The 20,528-nt window shown below is 61.1% G+C and carries 17 protein-coding genes; 9 read left to right on the top strand and 8 right to left on the bottom strand.

What is annotated here, in order from left to right; all coding sequences use genetic code 11:
- The first annotated feature begins 3 nt into the window (after positions 1–3).
- From AC6I6S_RS17360 to AC6I6S_RS17345, 4 genes are all read left to right on the top strand, one after another.
- Entirely contained in the window at positions 4–1,035 is a 1,032-nt protein-coding gene (locus AC6I6S_RS17360) for an ABC transporter ATP-binding protein (RefSeq protein ID WP_497951892.1), read from the top strand.
- Positions 1,032–2,054 (top strand): ABC transporter ATP-binding protein, encoded by a 1,023-nt coding sequence (locus AC6I6S_RS17355; protein WP_497951891.1) that lies wholly within the window; start codon positions 1,032–1,034, stop codon positions 2,052–2,054. The genes AC6I6S_RS17360 and AC6I6S_RS17355 overlap by 4 nt, the downstream gene beginning before the upstream one ends.
- Positions 2,055–2,163: 109 nt before the next feature.
- Positions 2,164–3,186: an ornithine cyclodeaminase family protein gene (locus AC6I6S_RS17350; protein ID WP_497951890.1), complete on the top strand. Its 1,023-nt coding sequence runs from the start codon at positions 2,164–2,166 to the stop codon at positions 3,184–3,186.
- Between the two features lie 4 nt (positions 3,187–3,190).
- On the top strand, positions 3,191–4,126 hold the full coding sequence (locus AC6I6S_RS17345; RefSeq protein WP_497951889.1) for a dihydrodipicolinate synthase family protein: 936 nt from the start codon (positions 3,191–3,193) through the stop codon (positions 4,124–4,126).
- Positions 4,127–4,215: 89 nt separating this feature from the next.
- Here AC6I6S_RS17345 and AC6I6S_RS17340 read toward each other — a convergent pair whose 3' ends face one another.
- Complete coding sequence (locus tag AC6I6S_RS17340) at positions 4,216–5,328, bottom strand: M24 family metallopeptidase (protein ID WP_497951887.1); 1,113 nt, start codon at positions 5,326–5,328, stop codon at positions 4,216–4,218.
- A 190-nt stretch (positions 5,329–5,518) separates the two neighbouring features.
- Positions 5,519–6,631, bottom strand: coding sequence for a M24 family metallopeptidase (locus AC6I6S_RS17335; RefSeq protein ID WP_497951886.1), 1,113 nt, complete (start codon positions 6,629–6,631; stop codon positions 5,519–5,521).
- 127 nt (positions 6,632–6,758) lie between these two features.
- On the opposite strand from AC6I6S_RS17335, the gene AC6I6S_RS17330 reads away from it, so the two are divergent.
- Positions 6,759–7,526, top strand: a complete 768-nt coding sequence (locus tag AC6I6S_RS17330; protein ID WP_497951885.1) for an SDR family NAD(P)-dependent oxidoreductase — start codon at positions 6,759–6,761, stop codon at positions 7,524–7,526.
- A gap of 6 nt (positions 7,527–7,532) precedes the next feature.
- Here the strand turns inward: AC6I6S_RS17330 and AC6I6S_RS17325 are convergent, their stop codons facing one another.
- The 6 genes from AC6I6S_RS17325 to AC6I6S_RS17300 all read right to left on the bottom strand — a co-directional run bounded on the left by AC6I6S_RS17325 (position 7,533) and on the right by AC6I6S_RS17300 (position 14,324).
- Positions 7,533–8,483, bottom strand: a complete 951-nt coding sequence (locus AC6I6S_RS17325) for a DUF7260 family protein (RefSeq protein WP_497951883.1) — start codon at positions 8,481–8,483, stop codon at positions 7,533–7,535.
- A 104-nt stretch (positions 8,484–8,587) separates the two neighbouring features.
- Positions 8,588–9,004, bottom strand: a complete 417-nt coding sequence (locus tag AC6I6S_RS17320) for a nuclear transport factor 2 family protein (protein WP_497951882.1) — start codon at positions 9,002–9,004, stop codon at positions 8,588–8,590.
- An 84-nt stretch (positions 9,005–9,088) separates the two neighbouring features.
- Positions 9,089–10,186 carry an NADH:flavin oxidoreductase/NADH oxidase gene (locus AC6I6S_RS17315; protein WP_497951881.1) on the bottom strand — a complete coding sequence of 366 codons (1,098 nt, stop codon included), beginning with the start codon at positions 10,184–10,186 and terminating at the stop codon, positions 9,089–9,091.
- A 123-nt stretch (positions 10,187–10,309) separates the two neighbouring features.
- On the bottom strand, positions 10,310–11,812 hold the full coding sequence (locus tag AC6I6S_RS17310) for a carboxypeptidase M32 (RefSeq protein ID WP_497951879.1): 1,503 nt from the start codon (positions 11,810–11,812) through the stop codon (positions 10,310–10,312).
- A gap of 67 nt (positions 11,813–11,879) precedes the next feature.
- Positions 11,880–13,052 carry a M24 family metallopeptidase gene (locus AC6I6S_RS17305; protein WP_497951877.1) on the bottom strand — a complete coding sequence of 391 codons (1,173 nt, stop codon included), beginning with the start codon at positions 13,050–13,052 and terminating at the stop codon, positions 11,880–11,882.
- Between the two features lie 84 nt (positions 13,053–13,136).
- Positions 13,137–14,324, bottom strand: a complete 1,188-nt coding sequence (locus tag AC6I6S_RS17300) for a M24 family metallopeptidase (RefSeq protein ID WP_497951875.1) — start codon at positions 14,322–14,324, stop codon at positions 13,137–13,139.
- 92 nt (positions 14,325–14,416) lie between these two features.
- Here AC6I6S_RS17300 and AC6I6S_RS17295 point away from each other — a divergent pair, with 92 nt between their 5' ends.
- From AC6I6S_RS17295 to AC6I6S_RS17280, 4 genes are all read left to right on the top strand, one after another.
- A complete protein-coding gene (locus AC6I6S_RS17295; protein WP_497951874.1) occupies positions 14,417–16,510 on the top strand; it encodes a S9 family peptidase in 2,094 nt (697 codons plus the stop codon).
- A 171-nt stretch (positions 16,511–16,681) separates the two neighbouring features.
- Positions 16,682–18,340 carry an ABC transporter substrate-binding protein gene (locus AC6I6S_RS17290; protein WP_497951873.1) on the top strand — a complete coding sequence of 553 codons (1,659 nt, stop codon included), beginning with the start codon at positions 16,682–16,684 and terminating at the stop codon, positions 18,338–18,340.
- A gap of 163 nt (positions 18,341–18,503) precedes the next feature.
- Complete coding sequence (locus AC6I6S_RS17285) at positions 18,504–19,541, top strand: ABC transporter permease (RefSeq protein WP_497951871.1); 1,038 nt, start codon at positions 18,504–18,506, stop codon at positions 19,539–19,541.
- A 2-nt stretch (positions 19,542–19,543) separates the two neighbouring features.
- Positions 19,544–20,524, top strand: coding sequence for an ABC transporter permease (locus tag AC6I6S_RS17280; protein ID WP_497951869.1), 981 nt, complete (start codon positions 19,544–19,546; stop codon positions 20,522–20,524).
- The last annotated feature ends 4 nt before the right edge of the window (positions 20,525–20,528 follow it).

Below are 20,528 nucleotides of genomic sequence, written 5' to 3'. Positions count from 1 at the left end.
ACCATGTCTCAACCACTACTCGAAATCGACGACCTGCACATTCACTTCCACACCGAGGATGGTACCGTCGAAGCGATCAACGGCGTCTCCCTTACGGTCGACAGGAATGAAGTAGTCGGGATCATCGGCGAAAGCGGCTGTGGGAAGTCCGTGACCGTGCTCTCGATCATGCGTCTGCTCCAGTCACCACCGGCCGAGATCGTTCAGGGCGAGATCCGGTTCGACGGGAGAAACCTCCTCGAACTCAGCAAAGCCGAGATCAACGGTATCCGTGGTGCGGATATTTCCATGATCTACCAGGATCCGATGACGTCGCTCAACCCGGTGTTGAAGATCGGTTTTCAACTGACGGAACCCCTTCACGCCCACAACGACATCAGCAAAGCTGCGGCCGACGAACGCGCAAGAGAGATGCTGGCGGACTGCCAGATACCCGATCCGGAGCGGATCATGAAGTCGTATCCTCACGAGCTGAGCGGCGGGATGCGCCAACGGGTCGTAATCGCGATGGCGCTGATCAACGAACCGAAGTTACTGATCGCCGACGAGCCGACGACCGCCCTCGACGTCACGGTTCAGGCACAGATCATGGACGTACTAAAGGATCTCTGTGCGGAACACCGGATGAGCATGATCTTCATCACGCACGATCTTCCCGTCGTGAGCGAGATTGCCGACAGGATTGCCGTCATGTACGCCGGAAACGTCGTCGAAACCTGTTCGGTCGAGGATCTCTTCTACAATCCATTGCATCCGTACACGCGGAAGCTGACCGAGAGCATTCCCGAAATCGATCGGACCGTCGAGTTTCTCCCCTCGATCGGAGGGTCGGTGCCGGGGTTGATCGATCCACCGACGGGCTGTCGGTTCGCCTCACGCTGTCCGCAGTACATCGGCGACGAGTGTGACCGGATTCAGCCCGCACTCGAACAACCCGCCGCCGTCGACGATCACTTGGTCGCGTGTCATCTGTACACCGACGTCGCAAGCGAGTCACCAGCGTGGGACGTGGCCCCCACGGAGGGCGATTCGTGAGCGACTTGGAGCGGGTTTCGGAGAGCGCCGATCCGTCGGAAACGCTGGTCGACGTCGAACATCTCGAGAAGTACTACTCGATTACAGGGGGCGTCCTTAACCGCACGACCGGCTACGTCAAAGCGGTCGACGACGTCTCGTTCTCGATCCGCAACGGCGAGACGCTCGGTCTCGTCGGGGAATCCGGCTGTGGGAAATCGACGCTTGGTCACACGCTTGTTCGACTGCACGAACCGACGGGGGGATCGATCCGGTTCGACGGTAACGACCTTTCGGAGGTCTCGAAGCGGTCGATGCGGGCCCTCCGCCGTCACATTCAGATCATCTTCCAGGATCCTGCCTCGAGTCTCAACCCGCGACTCTCGGTCAGGCGGATCATCATGGAGCCGATGAACTTCCTGACGGACTGGTCCAAAGAGCGGAAAGAGGAGCGACTGTACGAACTGATCGAGGAGGTGGGGTTGAGTCGGGACCACCTCTCGCGGGCACCACACGAGTTCAGCGGCGGCCAACAACAGCGGATCGCCATCGCGAGAGCGCTGAGCGTCAATCCGACGTTCGTAGTGGCCGACGAGCCGACGAGCGCCCTGGACGTCAGCGTTCAGGCCGACATCCTCAACCTCATGAAACGGCTCCAGTCGAAGTACGATCTCACGTACCTCTTCATCAGCCACGACCTGAGCGTCGTCCGTCACATCTCCGATCGGATCGCGGTGATGTATCTGGGAAAGATGGCGGAGATCGCACCTACCGAGGAGCTATTCGCCGATCCAAAACATCCCTACACAAAGGCCCTCCTCTCGTCGGTCCCGCGAGCGTCGCCAGCCGAGATGGAAGACAGAATCGTCCTCGAGGGATCGGTTCCCAGTCCGGAAAATCCACCGCAGGGCTGTCGGTATCACACCCGATGCCAGGAGTACATCGGCGAGATATGTGAATCGGAGCAGCCGCCGATGATCGACGTTGGTACGGGACACACCTGCGCGTGCTACCACTACGACGACAGCGTCGATTCGTAGACGGCGACGGCCTTTCGACCATGTCGGAACTTCGTTCGAGTCGGCTGGTTCTTGCGCTGCGCACACATGAGCCAAGTTATAAATACTCACCACAGAGAGTAGAGAGCGTATGCCAGATGATTATCCGACTCCGGGAGAGATGCTCTTTCTCTCGCGAGGGGATGTTGCGGACGTAATCAATGCCGAAGACTGCATTGAGAGAGTCGAGGATACGTTTCGATGGGTCGGTGACGGAAAAGTCGAACAGGTCAACCCCGTCGAGCTGTGGCTTTCGCGACCGGAAGACGAGTACGGCTACGGAAACGTCTCGAGCTATCCCGCACACATCGAACCGCTCGGTGTTGCAGGGAACAAGTGGCTCGGCGTCTTCCACCGGAACGCCCAGCGGAACCTCCCGACGTTGAGCGCGGTCAATATTCTCAACGACGCAAACACCGCGATGCCGTTTGCGATGCTCGACGGCCAGATCGTCACCGCCCTCCGGACGGCGGGTCACGCTGGGGTCGGAGCGAAGTACCTCGCTCGACCGGAGTCCTCGGCCGTGACGATCATCGGCTGCGGTGACGAGGGGCGAACCCACCTGCGGGTGATGGACGATCTGTTCGATCTGGACGCGGTCAGGGCCTGCGACATCGACGACACCGCTCGCGACGCGTTCGTCGAGGAGATGGGACAACAGGTCGACGCTGAGATCGCCGGCTTCGAGGACGCCCGCGAGGCGGTCAAGGGGGCCGACATCATCTGTATGGTGACGACCGCGGACTCGCCGATCGTGATGGAGGAGTGGATCGAACCGGGCACCCACGTCGCCGCGACGAACGGGTTCCTCGATCTCGACCCCGAATTTACCCGAACCGCCGACAAGTGGGTTCTCGGCCTCAAAGAACGCGACTTGCTCTGGATCGACGGCGATCAGGTGGGAATCACCGGCCCGGAGGGGCTCTCCAGAGACGACGTTCACGGCGATCTGACGGAACTGCTCGCGGGCGACTGTCCGGGCAGAGAGTCCGACGACGAGCGGACGGTCATGTCCCACATGGGGATGCCGGCGCTAGACGTCGCCGCCTCCCATCTGGTCTATGAAAAAGCTCAAGAGGCTGGGATCGGAAGTACATTCAGGTTACACGAGTAATACCATGGTAGAATTTGACAGAAAACCGTTAGAGGGAGTTCTCGCGCTGTCACCGCTCTGTCTGAACGAGGACTACAGTATCGATTACGACGCGATTCGGTCGAACATCGAGTGGCTCGAGGACCAGGGCGTCCACGGCTTCATCCAGTTTGCGACGATGGGGCAGTCGATGGCACCGTCCGAAGAGGAGTTCGACAAAGTTGCCGACCTCTGTGTCGACGCTGCCGACGGTATCACCTGTGTGATCGGCAGTTCGGCGTCGAACCAGCAGGAGGCAGTTCGTCGGGCCGTGTACGCCGAGGAAGCGGGTGCCGACGGTACTCTGCTCGAGTTGCCGTACATGATCCCGCTGCAAGAGGAGTGGGTCGGCGATTTCTACAGCGACGTTGACGAGGAACTCGACGAACTGGGGATCATCGCCTACAACTACCCGCCAGCAACCGGCGTCAACATCACGCCGGAGACGTGGCACGACGAACTTCTGGATATCGAACTGGTCAAGGCGGTGAAGGACTCGAACTACGCGACTGACCACTACGACCGGATGCTCAACCTCTCCGAGGAGATCAACATTATCTCGCCGTACGACTGCCATTTCTGGCACGACTCACAGCTCGGCGGGGCCGGATTTATTGGCATCCTCACATGGGCTGCGCCACAGACGATGCTACGATTCTACGAGGAGTGTGCTGCAGGCAACCACCATGACGAGTGGACGAGAACCCTGAACAGTACGCTCGCGGAAGTGTGGGGCGACGTCTGTTCGCTCCCGAACCGGCCGATCGTCTCGAACTCCCCGGCGATTCTCAACGAACTCGCGGAGATGAGCGGCTGTGCGGGCGGGCCGGTCCGCAAGCCGTATCGTCGACTCGACGACGACGCCAGTGCCGCTCTCGAGGAAGCGGTCCAACCCCTCATCGACATCGAACGCGAACTGTAGGCGTTCAGGTTCGACCACACCTGCACCGGCTGGTCCGAAACGTCAGCCCAGCTTCGTCAACGCAAAAAACCGATTCTATCCCCGCTCGTTCAGACGACGATGACGTCGTGAGTGTAGTCGAGGAGATTCTCACAGCCGTCCTCGGTCACGAGAACCGGGTCTTCGACGTGAATCGGGACGTCCAGATCCTGGCCGTCGACGAAGAATCCAGGATCGATAACGAACACCATCCCCGGCTCGAGTACCGTCTCGTCTCCCTCCTGAACCATCGGAGCTTCATGTCCCTGCATGAGACCGATTCCGTGCCCGATCTTCCAGGATTGTTCGAACCCTTCGTCGACCATGTACTCCTCGGCGAACGTGTGGACCTCGTGGGCCGTGACCCCGGGTTCGACCATGTCTATCGTCGCGTGGATGCACTCCGAACAGACTTCGTAGGCGCGTCGATCCTCGTCGGAGGGCTCTCCGACGAAGACGTTTCTCGCGCAGTCGGTCACGTAATGGTTGTACTGTGGGAGCATGTCGACGTCGACGATGTCGCCGTCCTCGAACGGCCGGTCCATCAACTCCGAGAACATCCCGATCAGTCCCATCGTCTCCGACCCCGCCTCAAGCATTCCGTTCGTGATCTCCTGGGCGACTTCGTACTGCGGGCGACCGACCTCCACCGCCTCGGCGGCGGCGGCGAACGTCTCCGCGGCGATCTCGTTTGCCCGGCGAATGTTCTCAATCTCCCGGTCGTCCTTGATGATTCGAAGCCGATCGAAGATCTCCCGTGCGCTTACAAGTTCGGCATCGGGGGCGACGTCAGAAAGCAATCGGCTGTCGTCGAACCAGGCGTCGGACTCCAGACCGATCGTCCCGTCCTCGAGTCCCCGCTCTTCGAGTGCGGCCCGCAGCTTCGGACTGGGGTCCTCGCCGTCACGATACTCGGTCACCGCGTCGACGGGGATCGACGTTTCGGCGTGTTTCATGATGTCGCGGTGCATCTCGGTCAGGATGAACTCCGGTTCCCCCTCGAGGGGAAGGATGTACGCCGACAGCCAGATCGGCCACCCACCCTCGAGTGCGCTGAACCCGGTAAAGTAAAACTGGTTCGCTCCCGCGCTGACGTACAGTGCGTCGATCTCCGCCTCTTTCATCAGGGTTCGCGCTCGGTCGATCCGCGACTCCCAATCGTATCGCACGGCTGATTTTGACATCGATTGCTACCTCTCGTAAATGTGGGGAACACACGCTCTTATAGGTTTGTTGTGAGGCGAATTCGGACGACTGCGTCGGGAACTTGTGTCCGTCTTCGGCACCGGCAGCTACTAAATGAGCGACGGGAGCGGCCGTTGGTGGCCGCACTCGAGAGAAATCGACGACAACCGATTGCGACGGCCGGCCCCCTCAGACCGTTACGACGTCGTGAGTGTAATCGAACAGGTTCTCACAGCCGTTCTCGGTGACGAGCACCGGGTCCTCGATGTGAATCGGGACGTCCAGATCGTGACCGTCGACGAAGATGCCCGGGTCGATGACTATGACCATCCCGGGTTCCATCTCGCGCTGGTTGTTCTCCTGGACCTGCGGAGCCTCGTGGCCGCTCATCAGCCCGATCCCGTGGCCGATTTTCCACGGCTGGTCGTAGCCCTCGTCAGCCATGTACTTCTCGGCAAACGTGTGGATTTCGTGGGCCGTGACTCCGGGTTCGACAATATCCATCGTCGCGTGGATGCACTCCGAACAGACCTCGTAGGCGCGTCGATCCTCGTCGGAGGGTTCCCCGACGAAGACGTTTCTCGCGCAGTCTGTCGCGTAATGGTTGAACTGTGGTCCCATATCCACGTCGACGATGTCACCCTCTCGGAACGGACGGTCGGTGAGCTCCCGGAAGACACCGCCGAGCCCCATCGTCTGTGAGCCGGCCTCGAGCATCGCATTCGTAATCTCCTGGGCGACTTCGTACTGCGGGCGACCGACTTCGATCGCCTCGGCCGACGCCGCGTGTGCCTCCGCGGCGATTTCGTTCGCTCGGCGGATGTGCTCGATCTCCGTGTCGTCTTTGACCATCCTGAGGTAGTCGAAAATCTCCTGGGCGCTCACCAGCTCAGCGTCGGGAGCGACCTCCCCCAGCAGTCGGGCGTCGCCGAACCAGGCATCGTCCTCGAGACCGATTGTCCCCTCGGCGACATTCAGCTCTTCGAGGATGGACTCGAGAAGTTGTGCCGAGTCCTCACCGTCGCGGTAGGTGGTCACGGCGTCGGCCGGGATCGCCGTTTCGGCGTGTTTCATAATATCGCGGTGCATCTCGGAGAGAACGAACTCGGGGTCGCCCTCGAGGGGGAGGACGTACGCCGACAGCCAGATCGGCCACCCGCCGTCGTAGGCGCTGAACCCGGTAAAGTAGAACTGGTTCGCACCAGCGCCGACGTAGAGGGCGTCGATCCCCTCCTCTTTCATGAATTCGCGGGCCCGCTCGGTTCGTGACTCCCAGTCGTATCTAACCGCTGCTTTCGACATTCGTTTCGTACACCGTGTGAACGAGACCCACGAGAGATCTTAAAGATATGTGTTCTCCGGAAACGTCGATGAGACGGCTCGTAGAAAGGTCACAACGTTTATACTCGGTCTCGTCAGTCTTTCAGCCATGCCCGTACTCGAGCAGTTCGAACTCGACGGAGAGGTAGCTATCGTGACCGGCGGCAGCGCCGGAATCGGGAACGCGATCGCGACCGCCCTGGCCGACGCAGGCGCGACTGTAGTGATCGCGAACCGGTCCGAATCGGCAGGGAAAGCAGCCGCAGCGGAAATAGCCGACGAAACCGGCGCAACGGCGCTCGCCATCCCGACTGACGTCTGCCAGGAATCGTCGGTCGAACGGCTGGTCGATCACACCGTCGAGGAGTTCGATGGCGTCGACATCCTGGTCAACAACGCCGGCATCGCGATCTCCGAACCGGCCGAGGAGAAGGAACTCGAGAACTGGGAACGTACCCTCGAGACGAATCTGACGGGCGTTTTTCTATGCTCGAAACACGTCGGCCGAGCGATGATCGACGACGGGGGCGGCTCGATACTTAACATCTCCTCGATCAACGCGTTCGTCGCCGAGGATGACGTTCCACACGTCGACTACCACGCGACGAAGGGGGGCGTCGAAGCGCTTACTCGACAGCTCGCCTCCGAGTGGGGTAAACACGGTATCCGAGTCAACACGCTAGCTCCAGGGTTCGTCCGCACGGAGCTCTCCTCAGACGATACGGCCATCAACGACAAACGACGGTCCCGTATCCCACTGGGAGAGATCGCCCGTCCGGACGATCTCGTCGGGGCGGCCGTCTTTCTCTGTTCCGACGCCGCGAGCTACGTCAGTGGGACCACGCTGCTCGTCGATGGCGGGTACGTTGCCCGATAACGCTCGTCAGATCCTCCCGAGGAGCCGATCCATGACCGCGCGACGACGCTCGTGGAGTGCGTCCATTCGAGCCAACGCGACAGTGAGAACCGGATAGCGGCATCGATCATTTCGATAGAGATACTCGCAAATGCGCGGCCCCGTCGTTATCGTCAACCGCGCGTCTAGCCCGTGCATGTGGTCCTGTCTCTGTTCGATGAGGTACTCACAGTGCTGGAGTTCACAGCCGAGTCGTCGATAGGTCTCGCCGAGTTCGAGGTAGGACTGATCCGTGAGGCACTCGTCCCCGGCCGCCTCGAGGCTCTGGTCGACGTGTCGTATCCCCTGGGCCGCGTTCTCCAGGGCCTCGCATTCGTCCGCGAGATACCCGAGATACAGCGCCCGCCGTCGACTCGCTGCGAGGCTCTCTTCGATCAGGACTCGTTTCAACGGCTGCGAGAACTGCCGCCCGTCGGTGATCGCGGTCTGGATATCCTCGTTGAGTTCTTCGGCCAGACTGCCTTCGAGATCGGTCCCGTACTCCTCCTCGTAGTGGGGGAGCCCCATAACCGTCTGTCGGTAGAGAGAACGAACTCTCTGGAGAGAGGAGTTGCTACTGCCAGCACTGGCCATTGTGGCGGTCATCGCGCCGGAAGAGGTCGGCGCGCCGGTCGATACCGGGACGTCTCGAACCTCCTTCGCGAACGACTTGAAGGCGTGTCGCTCCGCGGTGGCACGCCGGCGCTCCGTCCTGACCGACTGGTGCGCTCGCTCGAACTCGTCGTCGGACCTGCAGACTCCCGCCGCCGCGACGACCCCGACCGAACCGGTGAGTACGCTCTCCAGGAACAGCACGGACGGCTGGACGATCAACACCGCGAGAAGCACGCTATAGACGATCAGGAGGTCGGTCGTGGTCGCCCTCGCTGTCCCGACTGCACGGAACGGTACTGGTTGCTCGACGGAGACCCCTCTCATGTAATAGCTCCCACTTCGATTCGAAGCACCATGATAGTTTCTAACACGGCGAAATTCGATCGTTGTCGACCGGATCGTCGAACTGAGCGACCAACGGTGGGTGCTCAAAGCCGGTGTGTGAATCGCCGTTCGGTCCGCAGCGAGTCGATCTTCCAGCCACCGCTCTCGAGGCAGTACCCCTCGTGATAGACGCCCTGTCCGAACTCCGTCCCACCCTGGCCCGAGAGCAAAACGAGGTAGTACCACGTTCCGGTCGCCTGCCGGCCGTCGATCCGGATGATCGGATTGGTGACGGTGTGTGCCATGCGCGCTACTTCCGAGACGTGGGTTTCGATGAATCGGCGGATGTCCGCGCGGCCGTCGTACGGTTCTCTGGTCGCGAAGTCGACTGTCGCGTCATCGGTGAACAGCGAGACGAACTCGTCGGTCTGCTTCTCGTCGATGCAGTAGCAATAGCGGTGTTTGAGCCGGACAATTCGTTCTCGCTCGAGTAACTCCCTCACCGCCTGGTCAGCGTCCATGGCGAGAACAGTTCCCGGAGTGACTTAGCTGTGGTCGAATCGGCTCTCGCGGAGCCGACGGGCGGTGCTTCGGGGCGTCGGTTTTCAGTCCCGGATGCTGCGTTCGTACTGGGGCGGCCAGTACACCGCATCGCGCTGGTCGAGTTCTCGAGCCGCGTTGAGGCCGAGATACGGTTCGCGAAGGAATTGGCGGGCGACGGCGACGAAATCCGCCCGGCCGTTTCGTACCAGAGCATCGGCCTGGGAGGGACTCTTGATACCGCCGACCGCACAGACCGGGATATCAGCCTCCTCGCGAATGGCTTCGGCGAGGAGGACCTGATTGTTCGCCCCGGTGTGGGGTTGTTCTTGATCAAGGTGGATTCCGCCGGAACTCACGTCGATCACGTCGACGCCGAGGGGACCGACGTCCTGGGCGAGCCTGATCGAATCCTCGAGCGTCCAGGAGTCGCGGTCCTCGAGCCAGTCGCTCGCCGATATTCGGAGAAACAGCGGCTTCTCCCAGACCTCACGGACTGCGGTTACGATTTCGCGGACGATCCGCGTGCGGTTCTCGAAGCTGCCACCGTACTCGTCCTCGCGAGTGTTCGCGACGGGTGAGAGAAACTCGTGGAGCAAGTAGCCGTGTGCGGCGTGGATTTCGGCGATCTCGAAACCACTCTCTGCAGCGAGTACGGCGGCTCTGGCAAACTGATCGACGACGTCGGCGATATCGTCGGTGTCCAACACGTGAAGGGGCGGCGAGTCGCCATACGGAGTCCACGGGAGATCACTCGGCGCGACGACTTCCCAGCCGCCGTCTTCGGGCTGTACCGGGCGGGCACCGTCGGTCTTCCAGGGGACGCTGGTGCTGGCTTTGCGGCCCGCGTGACTCAACTGGACGGCGGGAACGCTGTTCTGTGAGGAGATGAACTCGGTTATCGGTTTCCAGGCGTCTCTGTGTCCCTCACTCCAGAGCCCGGTGTCCGCCGGAGAGATGCGCCCGCGCGGGTCGACGGCCGTCGCTTCTGCCATCACGATTCCCGCACCTCCGACGGCGCGGCTGCCCAGATGAACCAGATGCCAGTCGTGAGGGATCCCGTCGTGGTCCTCGACAGAGTACTGGCACATCGGAGAGACGACCAGTCGGTTCGGAACCGACACCTCCCCGAGGTCGATATCGCTGAATAACTGTGAACCCATACACTCTGCTGGTTGCGCGACCGTAATAAACGTCACTTTCGAGGCCGATTCCGTAGCGATCTCGGCTACGGGACCCCTACCCAAGCGGGTACGACTCACAGATCCGACGATCCGAGACCCGGCTCAGAGGTCGTACAGATCGCTGTACTTCTCGGTGACGTAGTCGATGAAGTAGGTCGCGGTCAGCGGTTCGCCGGTCGCCTCGATGATCAGGTCGTCGGTCGTGTGAAGCCGGCCGTGCTGATGGACGTTGCTGGTCAGCCAGTCGTGGATCTCGTCGAACTCGCCCGCCGCGACCTTGCCGTCGACGTCGTCGATCTCCTCGCGCATCGCGGCGTCGAGTTGCGCGGCGAGGACGCTGCCGAGCGTGTAATTCTGGAAGTTGACGATCGCGCCCATGCTCCAGTGGATGTCCTGTAGCGGCCCGTCGGTCGCCGACTCCGAGGTGACGCCGAGATACTCCTCGAGTTTCTCCGACCAGACGGCCGGCACGTCCGCTACGTCGATCTCGTCGGTCAAGAGCGCCCGCTCGGTCTCGAACCGGAGGATGATGTGCATGTGGTAGGTGAGTTCGTCCGCCTCCACGCGGATCGGGTTATCCTCGTACACTTGGTTTGCGCTCCGGTAGGCCTCCTCCGGCGTGAGGTCGTCGAACCCGTCGAATTCCTCGCGGATGAGCGGCAGCAGTCGTTTCCAGAACGGCCGGGAGCGACAGATGTGGTTCTCCCAGAATCGCGACTGGGACTCGTGGACCGCGTGGTGCTGTGCGAGGCCGTCGGGCGAGTTGAATCGGTCCTTCGGCAGTCCGAGCGCGTAGGAAGCGTGACCGAACTCGTGGAGCGTCGTCGGGATCGCCGACAGGAGATTGGACTCGTCGAACCGCGTCGTGATCCGCGAGTCGTACGGCGTTCCGCCGGCGAACGGATGCGGGGCGGTGTCGAGTCGACCGTGTTCCCAGTCGTAATCGACGACGTCGAGAATCCTGCGTGCGAGTGCGTACTGTCGGTCTTCCGGATACGTCCCGGCGAACGCCTCCTGGTCGATTTCGACGTCGCTGGCGTTGATCTGCTCGATCAGCGGAACGAGTTCCTCGCGCAACTCGGCCAGGATCTCTTCCATCCGGTCGAAACTGAAGTGCGGTTCCGTCTCTCGAAAGAGTGCCTCCACGCGATCCCGATCCGGGTCGACGTGGTCGGCGTACCGCTTCGAGACGTCGAAAATCTCCTCGAGCGAGTCCGCAAACACCGAGAAATCCCCGCTCTCTTTGGCCTCCCGCCAGACGGGCTGCGCCTCGGAGGTGACCGTCGTCAGTTCGGAAACGACCTCGTCGGGGACGCGACTCGCGCGTTCGTGTTCCCACCGGAGTTCGCGGACGAGTGCCGCCTGTTCTCGGGACAGGTCGTCCTCGTCGACGGCCTCGAGCAGGTCGCCGGTTCGTTCGTCGGCCAACCGCTCGTGTTTCAGTGAGGAGAGCGTCGATCGCTGGCCCGATCGCGCTGGCGTCCCGCCTTCGGGCATCATCACTTGCTCGTCCCAGTACAGGTTCCGATTGGCCTGGTCGATCGTGACGACGGTGGTTCCGATCGTTTCGAGTTCGTCGAGTGGCGATGTGTCTTCTGTCGACATCCACCTCACACTTACCGTATGACCTAATAAAATTCAGTACACCGGTCAGGCTGGCGAGCGCACTTGGTCAGTCGATGACGAACTCCGTGTGATACTCGGTGAAGTTTCTGTGACCGTCTTCTGTCACTTCGATGATATCCTCGATCCTGACGCCGCCGACGCCCGGATAGTACAGCCCCGGTTCCAGCGTGATCACGTTCCCGGACTCGAGTTCGTCGCCACCGGGGAGACAGACCGGCGACTCGTGGACGTCGAGGCCGACGCCGTGGCCGACGTAGTGGAGTGCGCCACCTTCGATCTCCTCGTCATTCCGGCGGGACTGGTGACCGTTTTCCTCGAAGAACGTGAACACGCGGTCGTTGACCTCGTCGCCGGTCACGCCGCTTGCGACCGCATCGAGCGCAATATCGAGCGCTTCGTGGACCTCGTCGTACAGCTCTCGAAGCCGCTCGCTCGGTTCGCCCTTCACGAACGTCCGGGTCATATCCGAGTGATAGCCCGACTCGAGGTGCTTCGGGAAGATGTCGATGACGATACTCTCGTGGGGGCGAAGCGGCCCGCTCGTTTGGCCGTGGGGGTCGGCCGAATCGTCGCCACAGCCGACGAGCGTATCGTGGAGCGCTGCGCCGTGTCGCAACAGCGTGACCTCGATTTCGCTCTTGAGGTCCGCTCCCGTCAGCGTCTCACCGTCGACGACGAGCGTGTCGTCGTCGATCTCCGCCTCGGCGAGGAGGTCCTCCGCTCGTTGCATCGCCGCTTCGGTGGCTCGCTGTGCCATCTCGATGGCGTCGATTTCCGCATCGGTTTTCACCGCTCGCACGGTTTCGATCGTATCATCATCGTCTGTCGCCACGTCGATTCCGTGCGTTTCGAGGCCGCGGGCGGTTCCGAGGGGGAATCGCTCCGGTACGAGGACGGTCTCGACATCGCGTTCTGTCAGAAACTCCGCTAGCGCGTCGTACTTCGCGGTCTTCGGGTTCTCCGTCTGTTTCGCCTCGTAGTCGTACTCCGAGAGTCGCGCGACGTCCGTGGCGTTGCTCTCGCGTTTCGCTCGCCGATAGTCGGTGCCGCCGATGAGCAGATGCACCTCACCCGGCTTGTAGAGTGTGATGAACGGATCGTGGCCGTTCAGTCCCGACAGGTAGCGCTGATCGCCGTTCGAGGAGTCGTCGTCGAGGAGGTAGCCGTCGGCCTCGGCGGCGACGAGCGTCTCGTCCAGTCCCTTGCGTGGAAGGTCCATGCACTACGTGAGTGAACGGGTGATATTAAGTCTACAGGAACACTCAGTCCGGTCGAAGTTGATGGGACGTTCGAGTGAGGGTGACTACGCCTCGAGGATGCGGAACTCGGTCTGAGGTTCGACGAAGTACTCGACGCCGTCGTCGGTTACCTCGACCATCTCCTCCTGGCCAAGATAGCCCCACTCGGTGTCGACGCCGAGTTCGAGCGTGTAGATCTCTCCCTCGCGGACGATGCCCTCCGGCGACGTTCCGTATCTATCCCAGCGCGGACCGAGGAGCGTGCCGCCGTCGTGGGCGTTTCGCCCAACGTTGTGTCCGACGGCGTGTTTGTACTCCGGCCAGCCCCGGCCCGTGATCTCGTCGCGTGCGGCGTCGTCTACCTCGTACCCTTTCACGCCGGGCTCCATCGCGTCGAACGCCGCATCGATGGCCGCCCGAACGTCGTGGTACGCCTCGAGCAACTCCTCGGGTGGCTCCTCCCCGTTCTCCGGGTAGTAGTATAGCCGCTGGATGTCGGTCGCGTACCCCTTGTACTTCACCCCGAAGTCCGTATGAAGGACCTCGCCCGGCGGAAGCGTGAGATCGCCCGCCATCGTATGTCCCAGCTCTGATTCGCCGCCCGCGTGAACTGTCGGACAGTAGTCCCAGCTCCAGGCGCTGTCGAGGCCGCGCTCGGTCATCCGGGAGTGGATGAACTCGGAGACGTCCGCTTCCGACCAGTCTGGCCCCCAGGCGTCCGACATCTCCGTGAAGAGCCCCTCGGTGATCTCGGCGGCCCGGACCATCCGCTCGCGCTCGATGGGTGACTTCTCGCTGCGCAGTCTCGAGACGAGATCCGACGAACTTCGTAGCCGGTCCTCGTACCCCGTCCCCTCGAGCGCGTCGGTGAGCATGAGATAGAGGCCGTGTGTCAGTCCGTCTGCGATGTTGTTGTCCCGGGAGAAGTTCACCGCGATCTCGTCGGGGTCGATCTCCTCGAGGAGGTCGACGAACTGTGGTTCGAAGGACTCGTCGTAGGCGTGAACGTCGTAGACGCCGATTTCTCTGGCGTTCGGCGCGTCGTGACGGCCGATCAGAACGTGTTTCTCACCCGTTTTCGTCAACAACACCATCGTCGGCCAGACGATGTCGAATCCCAGCAACAGCGGGAGACACGGTTCGTCGATCTCGGTCGTCTCGCGGCCGAAGGTGATCCAGAGATCGGTATCCGTCTCCTCGAGCAATTCGATGCTCTGCGTTATCTTTTCGGTGACCAGTTCTTGGTCTGACATCGTCTACACGACTGGTCGACTCCACCATAATTGTTCCTCTGTCGGTTATCGGGGAGGGGAAACTATTACTCTCCCCCATGCGATGGGACGGTGTGTCACAGACAGTCGATTTCGGCATAGAGGATGCGCTCGATCTGGTATCGGTGTCGAATCCACAGTGGAATAGCGCGGGGGATCGAGTGGGGTTTCTGCGAACCGCCCACGGAGACACGGATTTCGCCAGTCACCCCGTTGGTGACCTGGCGGAGACCGCGGTCTCGATACGTGACGGAGCCGAAGAGCCAGCCCGGCGAACAGAAAGTGGCGCCGTCTCGACGTTCGACTGGCGACCCGGCCACCCCACGGAGGTCGCCGTCATCAACGATGGCGATCTCGAGCGTCTCGACGTCGAAACCGGAGAGACGCTTCCGCTCGTCCGTGGAACGGACCCCTGTTCGGGGGTAACGTGGTCTGCCGACGGCGAGACGCTGGCGTACCTCTCCGGGGAAACGCTGTGGCTGTACGAAGGCGGCTCCATCACAGCCTGCGAACTCGGTGAAGACGTCATTCCAGCGTCGTTTCTGAGCGGCCCGACGCTCCGGTGGGATCCGAGCGGCCGGTATCTCGGAGTCGTTACCGAGGGGGACCGCGAGGCACTCGGCATCGCGGTGTACGACGCGGCCGAGAACGCCGTCGCGTGGTCGACTGTCCCGGAAGAGGTAGAATCGTGTATGCGTGCGTCGTTCGACTGGGTCGACGACGGCCACCTCGTGTACGCCGAGGATACGATGGACGGGACGACCAGGATCTACCGGTCGGTCGTAATCGGTACCGACACCGGAATCGGCCGGCCGATCGCCTCCGAAACCGTCGACGGACTGTTGCTCCCTCACCGGCCGGTCGGCAGCGGTCACGGGCGACTCGCTGTTGTCTCCGCTCGGACGGGGTACCGACACGTGTACGTACTCGACGTCGAGCGGCGACGACGACTCGACGACTGCGATCACCCGGACCTCTCCGGGCCCGGCGTCGTACAGGTAACCGACGGCAAGTTCGAGGCTCGCGGTGACGCCTCCGACGTACCCGCCTGGAGTGACGACGGAAGCCAACTCGCGTACGTGACGAACCGTATCGACTCAGGCGAACGACACCTGCACGTCGCTTCGATCGACGACGACGGAAGCAGAGAGCGCGTCGCCTTCACTGACATCGACGGGAACGCGCTGGCGCCGACCTGGTTCGAAAACGACCGAATCGCGTTTCTCAGGGCCGGCCGACGTTCGCCGGCTGACGTTCACGTCACCGATGTCCGACACGAAACCGTACAGCGCGTCTCCGCGTCGCACCCGTCACCCGACCGACTCGAGACGCTGCCAGACCCCGAACCGGTGGCGTTCGAAGCGAGCGATGGCGAAACGGTGTACGGCTATCTCTATACGCCGCCCGAAGCCAGCCCAGGGGACGACCTGCCGGCGATCGTCCTCTGTCACGGCGGTCCCATCAGCCAGATGCGACGCGGTTTCCACCCCGGTCTGACCTACTGTTACTTCCACGGGTTCGATCAGGCCCTCGTTGCAGAGGGGTACGCCGTTCTCGAGTTGAACTTCAGAAGCGGAATCGGCTACGGTCGTGCGTTCGAACAGGCAATTCACCGGAGCGTGGGGGTCGGCGAAGTACAGGACTGCGTCGACGCCGCGGCGTTCCTACGAAATCACGACCTCGTCGGGGAGTCGGTGGGAATGTGGGGCCGGAGCTACGGTGGGTTTCTGGCGAACATTCTCGCCACGAAAACCGATGCGTACGACTGTGCGGTCAACGTCGCCGGAATCTGGGACTGGCGGACGTGGGAGGAATGGGCGATCGACCAGGGCCGATCGACGTGGGGACCGGGCGAAGCGAGCTGGTTCCACAACCGCTTTGGCGGGCCGCCGGACAGTGATGACCCAGCCGTCGCCGAGCGCTACCGCGTAGCGTCGCCCAACACTTACGTGGACGAAATGGAGACGCCGCTTCTGGCGCTGCACGGTTCTGCAGATAAGAACGTCACTATCGGCGAACTCCACCGGCTGATCTCCGAGTGTGTCGAAGCCGGCGTCGAGTTCGACTCCGTTCACTACCCGGACGAAGAGCACATGTTCGAACGTCCGGAAACCTGGCGAGATGCGTACGCTCGGGTCAGCGCGTTCTTCGCGACGCACCTCCGCTGAGTATCACTACTGCCTCGAGTGAGCAACTCCTGCAGCTTCTTTTGCGAGAGGGGAACTCGGTCCACGTTACACCTACCCACATATTTATTATGGGTGAGACGAATGGTCCGATATCATCGCGAACAGGTGGAGGGTGTACGCATATCCGATTCGCGATTGGTATGAACTATCATGACTGCCCGCAAAAGCACGGAGTTCGGTCGTCGGACGTTTGTCAAAGGAGCCGTTGGTACCGCCGGCGTAATCGGCGTCGCCGGTTGTCTCGGCGATGAGAGCGACGACGATGACTCGGGGAACGGAAGCGGAAATGGAAACGGGGACACGGATGCTGGCGATGGGGATGTCCCCCGGGATACGAAACTGTACATCGGACAATCGCAGGCGCCAGTTCACTGGGATCCGGTTGAACAGATGGACGTCCACACGCAGTTCATCGGGAACCAGATTTACACGACGCTGTTTACCTTCGACGAGGGGATCGGCCTCCAGCCCAGCGAACTGACCACCGGCTTACCGGAGGAAGAAAACGACGGACAACGGTACATCGTCGAGATCGTCGACTACGCCGAGTGGCACAACGGCGATCCGGTCACCGCAGAGGACGTCCAGTACACTTACGAGCAGCCGCTGGTCGAAGAGACGCGAATGATGGAGAGTTTCGACATGATCGACGAGATCGAAATCGTCGACGAAACGACCATCCAGTTCGACCTCGAGCATCCCTACGGTGCCTTCCCGGTCAACCTCGCCCACCAAGTAACTCCCATGAACGTCCGGGAAGACGACCTGGACACGTTCAGAAACGAGATGCCGATCGGTTCCGGCCCGTACCGCTTCGTCGACTGGACCCAAGGTGAGTACGTCCTCATCGAACGGTGGGACGATTACTGGGGCGACTGGGACCCGAACATTCAGGAGATCGAATTCGTCCCACTCGAGGAGGACACGACGCGAATCACGACCCTCGAAACGGGAGAAAACGACATGGTCGAAGGAATCCCGGCGAGCCTCTGGGAAACCGCCGAGGGTATCGACGACGCCGAAATCCACAGCGAGGAGGCGATGAACTACAACTACTTCGTTTTCAACTGTAACGAAGGTCCCACCGTGGATAAATCCGTCCGGGAGGCAATCGACCACTGTGTCGACATCGATCAGGCGGTCCAGAACTTCGTCGAACCCGCCGGTTCGCGGATGTACAGCCCCGCAAACCCTGCGATGCAGGCAGAGTGGGACTTCCCGCAGGAGGAGTGGGAGGAGTACTCCCTGGAACGTGACATCGATCGTGCACAGGAACTCTTCGAAGAGGCCGGCGTTCCGGACGACTACGAGTTTACGATCATCTGTCCGCCCGACGACGTCCGTGAAGAGATCTGTGTCTCGATGTCGAACGGTATCGAGGACGCGGGATACAGCGCACAGGTCCAGCGGCTAGGCTGGGACACGTTCATCGATCAGTTCGTTTCGGGTGACGAGGACGACTACAACGTCTACATCCTCGGACGCGGTTCGACGCCGAACATGCCCCGTCTGCTCGCTTCGCTGTGGAGCACCGAGGTTGCCGGGATCAACAACGGCCTGTACTGGCACGACGACGAGTTCGAAGATCTCATGCGAGAGGCTCCCCGGGAAGCCGACAGGGACACGCAGCGTGATCTCATGATTCAGATCATCGAGACGGCGCTCGAGGAGAAACTGCACCTGCCAACGCACGGAAACCTCAACAGTTGGGGGGCGAAGGACTACGTCAACGACGTCCACGTTCACCCGATCGCACAGTACAACCCCAGAGTCGTCAGTGACTACAGCAACATGTGGGTCGACCGGTAGTCGCCCCCACAGTTCGCTCGTGACGATGCGGAGACACGGGTGCGGCGGATAGCTCACCCCCTCCGATAACTATATAATCATAGTTCAGAGAGTCTATCCCATGCGAAGCGATCAACAGAGAGAAGAAATACATAATGAGATTCAGATTGCTCGGTGATTTTAGGTGAGTTTAGCTCGATATGTCCTCAGACGCGTCCTCCAGGCAGTACCGGTACTGCTGGGTATCATTACTATCACGTTTATCCTGGTGAACTTGATACCGGGCGACCCCGTACGGATAATGCTGGCGCAGGCGGGTGCGGATCAGCAACTGGCCGAGGCGATTCAGGCCAGATACGGGCTCGACCGGCCGATCCACGAACGCTACTTCAGTTACGTTCTGGGCGTATTCCAGGGTGATCTCGGACAGAGCATCTATTACGGTGTACCGGTGACGACGAAAATCGCGGAGGTCCTTCCAGTGACCATGCTGCTGATTTTTTCGGCGTTCGCGTTCGCGATCACGACGTCTATCCCATTGGGTGTTCTTGCCGCACAGCGGCAGAACAAGCCCACTGACCACGTTTCGCGCATCATCGCACTGATCGGCGTGAGCACGCCGTCGTTCTGGATCGGGCTCATTCTCATCATCGTGTTCGCGTTTCACCTCGGATGGCTTCCGTCGTCCGGCATGGTGTATCCGTGGCAAGATCCGGACACAGTCCGCCATCTCGACGGCGGAATACTCGGAGGATCACTGCTATCGATCCACCCCAGACTGGCCCTGTTCTACCAGACTGCTCGCCACCTGATACTGCCGACGATCGCACTTGGCACGCTCCAGATGGCAGCGATAATGCGTATCGAGCGAGCGGAGATGCTCGAGACGCTTCAGCGAGATTACGTCGACCTGGCACGGGCCTACGGCGTCTCTGAGCGGACGATCCTCCGGAGGCACGCGTTCAGAGTCGCACAGTTGCCCGTCGTGACGATAATCGGCCTGAACCTGACCTCGGCACTCGGTGGTGCGGTCCTCATCGAGACGGTGTTCAATATAAACGGCATGGGTCGACTCATCATTACGGCGATTGAGAACCTCGACTACCCGCTAGTGATGGGCACTACCTTCTTCTTCGGGTTGGTGTTCGTCGTTGGCGTGATCATTACGGACGTCTCCTACGCGTACATCGATCCGCGAGTGACCTACGGGGAGGAGAAGTGAATATGGCTGTTGGAGAATCCCAAACCGACGAAATAAGCGGTACAGGTCCCGGCGAAGTGAGTGATGAGCCCGAAGACGAGTTCGAATCGCGTATCGGGTGGCGGTATACCGTGGCGAGAATAACAGAAGACACCACGGCCAGATACGGGCTGTACATCATCGTTGGGATGATGTCCATGGCGACGATCGCAGCTATCGACTACTACGTGTTCAACTACAGTCTCGTCGAGTCGGTGTGGTATCACCCCGCTCGCGAACCGGATCAGCCGGAGATGCTCCTTCCGCCGTTCTTTGCCGATGGAGGAACGCTTTCCCATCCGCTGGGCACCGACCACCGCGGTCGAGACCTCCTCTCCCGCCTCGTCTACGGCTCGCGGATTTCGATGACCGTCGGGATATTCGCGACAGCGATCGGCCTCTCGGGCGGGATCGTTATCGGTTCAGTCGCCGGCTACTACGGCGGCTGGATCGACGACGTTCTGATGCGGATCGTCGAGACGATCTACTCGATTCCGTTCCTCGTGCTCATCATCGCGCTGATGGCCGCACTGGGGACGCGAAACGTTACGTTCGCCACGCTCGGCGTCGGAGTCGCGATCATTCCGGTGTTCGCTCGTCTGATCAGGTCTCGAGTTCTCAGCGTGCGAGAGGAGGAGTACGTCGAAGCGGCACGCGCTGCAGGGTTGAAAGACAGAAAGATCATTCAGCGCCACATCATTCCGAACAGCTTCGCACCAGTGATGGTGCAGGCGACGCTACAGATCGGTATCTGTATCCTCATCGTCGCGGGGTTGTCTTTCCTGGGCTACGGGGCACAACCACCGACGCCCGACTGGGGACAGATGCTCTCGGAGTCGCGGACGTACATGATCCCGAACCCCTGGTTTAGCGTCTGGCCGGGGCTGATGATCCTCATAACGGTCATGGGGTTCAATCTGCTCGGTGACGGCCTTCAGGACGCTCTCGACCCACGAAACAAGTGATACG

The organism is Natrononativus sp. DTA114 (assembly GCF_059736515.1).
This window is presented reverse-complemented; position numbering and strand designations above follow the sequence as displayed.

Excerpts from the sequence above, each read along its gene's own strand:
- AC6I6S_RS17360 (WP_497951892.1), top strand. The coding sequence starts at position 4 with ATGTCTCAACCACTACTCGAAATCGACGACCTGCACATTCACTTCCAC.
- AC6I6S_RS17300 (WP_497951875.1), bottom strand. The coding sequence starts at position 14,324 with ATGTCAGACCAAGAACTGGTCACCGAAAAGATAACGCAGAGCATCGAA.
- AC6I6S_RS17350 (WP_497951890.1), top strand. The coding sequence starts at position 2,164 with ATGCCAGATGATTATCCGACTCCGGGAGAGATGCTCTTTCTCTCGCGA.
- AC6I6S_RS17305 (WP_497951877.1), bottom strand. The coding sequence starts at position 13,052 with ATGGACCTTCCACGCAAGGGACTGGACGAGACGCTCGTCGCCGCCGAG.
- AC6I6S_RS17340 (WP_497951887.1), bottom strand. The coding sequence starts at position 5,328 with ATGTCAAAATCAGCCGTGCGATACGATTGGGAGTCGCGGATCGACCGA.
- AC6I6S_RS17345 (WP_497951889.1), top strand. The coding sequence starts at position 3,191 with ATGGTAGAATTTGACAGAAAACCGTTAGAGGGAGTTCTCGCGCTGTCA.
- AC6I6S_RS17320 (WP_497951882.1), bottom strand. The coding sequence starts at position 9,004 with ATGGACGCTGACCAGGCGGTGAGGGAGTTACTCGAGCGAGAACGAATT.
- AC6I6S_RS17310 (WP_497951879.1), bottom strand. The coding sequence starts at position 11,812 with ATGTCGACAGAAGACACATCGCCACTCGACGAACTCGAAACGATCGGA.
- AC6I6S_RS17330 (WP_497951885.1), top strand. The coding sequence starts at position 6,759 with ATGCCCGTACTCGAGCAGTTCGAACTCGACGGAGAGGTAGCTATCGTG.
- AC6I6S_RS17315 (WP_497951881.1), bottom strand. The coding sequence starts at position 10,186 with ATGGGTTCACAGTTATTCAGCGATATCGACCTCGGGGAGGTGTCGGTT.
- AC6I6S_RS17335 (WP_497951886.1), bottom strand. The coding sequence starts at position 6,631 with ATGTCGAAAGCAGCGGTTAGATACGACTGGGAGTCACGAACCGAGCGG.
- AC6I6S_RS17280 (WP_497951869.1), top strand. The coding sequence starts at position 19,544 with ATGGCTGTTGGAGAATCCCAAACCGACGAAATAAGCGGTACAGGTCCC.
- AC6I6S_RS17290 (WP_497951873.1), top strand. The coding sequence starts at position 16,682 with ATGACTGCCCGCAAAAGCACGGAGTTCGGTCGTCGGACGTTTGTCAAA.
- AC6I6S_RS17325 (WP_497951883.1), bottom strand. The coding sequence starts at position 8,483 with ATGAGAGGGGTCTCCGTCGAGCAACCAGTACCGTTCCGTGCAGTCGGG.